Below are 2,094 nucleotides of genomic sequence, written 5' to 3' on the forward strand. Positions count from 1 at the left end.
CCAAGACAGGACTTGCCTGGGTGCCGGATCTGCAGCCGCTGGCGGCGTGGGACGAGGCGGAGCGGAAATGGCGGGGCAGCTGATCCGGTATTGATCTGGAACGCTGAGTTCTATCCCAATCATCGGCATGAGCGTGTAGACCGCCTGCCGCCGGTCTCGAAACCGCAGCCTCATGGTGAGGAGCGCCGCGCCGCAAGCTGCTTGATGCAAAGCGAGACGATTCGGGCGCGGCGCGTCTCGAACCATGAGGCCCCGGCTGTGGCCTCGCCCTTCGAGACGCTCGCCTTCGGCGGGCTCCTCAGGGCGAGGGGCCGAGGTCGTTCCGAGCAGGGCTAATCGCGCAACTTGGTGCGAAGCCTTTGATCGTCTCAATCAGTAGGCTGCTCGCTGCCGGAAGTGCATCCCGGCAAAGAAGACCAGCAGCAGCGAATTGGATCGCCTCGCTTATGTCTGTTCCAACTGCCTCGGGGCACTCAGCCACAGCGCGAGCAGCGTGCACACCGCGCCCGACAGCAGGTAGCCGCCGGCCGACAGCAGGCCGAAATACGACGCCAGCAGCAGCGCGGCCAGCGGCGCAAATCCCGCGCCGAACAGCCATGCCAGGTCGGCGGTCAGTGCGGAGGCCGTGTAGCGGTAGGTGCGGGCGAAGTTGGCGGCGATCGCCCCCGATGACTGGCCGAACGACAGGCCGAGCAGGACGAAGCCGAGCACCATGTAGACGGTCTCTCCGACCGGGCCGGCATCGAGCAGCTGCGGCGCGAAGCCGGAGAACACGGCGATGGCGATCGCCGACCCGATCAAGAGCGACTTGCGGCCGATACGGTCGGCGAGCATGCCGGAGGCGATGATCGCGATCACGCCGAACACCGCGCCGACGGCCTCGATGATCAGGAACCGCGCCGGCGTCTCCTTGGTGAACAGGAACACCCAGGACAGCGGAAACACCGTCACCATGTGGAACAGGGCAAAGCTCGCCAGGGGCGCAAAGGCGCCGATCACGATGTTGCGGCCCTCGTGTCGGATGGTGTTGCTGACGTTGGCCGGCTGCAGCTCGCGCGACTGGAACAGCTCGTCATATTCCGGCGTCACCACCATGCGCAGCCGCGCGAACAGCGCGACGACGTTGATCGCGAAGGCGACGAAGAACGGGTAACGCCAGCCCCAGTCGAAGAAGTCGGCCGCCGAGAGATGGCCGACGAAGAACGCGAACAGCGTGCTGGCGACGATCAGCCCGAGCGGCGCGCCAAGCTGCGGGATCATCGCATACCAGCCGCGCTGATGCTCCGGCGCGTTCATCGCGAGCAGCGAGGCGAGCCCGTCCCACGCGCCGCCCCAGGCGAGGCCCTGGCCGATTCGCGCCAGCGCCAGCAGCCAGATCGCTGACGCGCCGACGGTGTAGTAACTCGGCAGGAAGGCGATCGCGACGGTCGAGGTACCCAGCAGGAACAGCGCGATGATCAGCTTGGCGCTCTTGCCGTAGCGGCGGTCGATCGCCATGAAGATCACGCTGCCGAACGGGCGGGCGATGAAGGCGAGCGCGAACAGTGCGAAGGAATACAGCGTCTGCGTGAGTTCGTCGGCGAACGGGAAGACGAGGCGCGGAAACACGATCACTGAAGCGATCGCGTAGACGAAGAAGTCGAAGAACTCCGACGTACGGCCGATGATGACGCCGATCGCGATCTCGCCCGGATTCGCCTCATGCCTGCGGGAGAGATTGGTCTCGCCGTCCATGGCCGCTGCCTGTGTCATCGCCGCTCGCAGTCCTCTCGCACTCTATTCATGCCCGTAATTGTCTGGCCTCGCGGCGGTCCGGTATTGGACAAATTGTCCAATGTTGGACGTGACGTACGGTCGCTACGTGAGGCCTCGTTCAGAGATCCGCGCTTCGACGAGGTTAATCGTGCGTTACTGGAAAACGTTGGCTCTGCTACCCCTGGGGCTCACGCTCGGGGGCTGCAATCTGGTGGTGCTTTCGCCATCCGGTGATGTCGCCGCCCAGCAGCGCGATCTCGTGATCATCGCCACCGTCCTGATGCTGCTGATCGTGGTGCCGGTGATGGTGGCCACCGCCATGATCGCATGGCGCTACCG

General features: G+C 65.2%; 1 protein-coding gene and 1 pseudogene. One reads left to right on the forward strand and one right to left on the reverse strand.

Going from position 1 to position 2,094, the window contains the following annotated elements; genetic code table 11:
- Window positions 1-444 precede the first annotated feature (444 nt).
- Window positions 445-1,752, reverse strand: coding sequence for an MFS transporter (locus tag BRAS3809_RS19195; protein WP_035656939.1), 1,308 nt, complete (start codon window positions 1,750-1,752; stop codon window positions 445-447).
- 151 nt (window positions 1,753-1,903) lie between these two features.
- Here BRAS3809_RS19195 and BRAS3809_RS34990 point away from each other — a divergent pair.
- Window positions 1,904-2,094, forward strand: a pseudogene (locus BRAS3809_RS34990) (ubiquinol oxidase subunit II); the annotation flags it as partial.

The sequence above is a fragment of the Bradyrhizobium sp. STM 3809 genome (genome assembly GCF_000239795.1).
GTDB lineage: Bacteria > Pseudomonadota > Alphaproteobacteria > Rhizobiales > Xanthobacteraceae > Bradyrhizobium.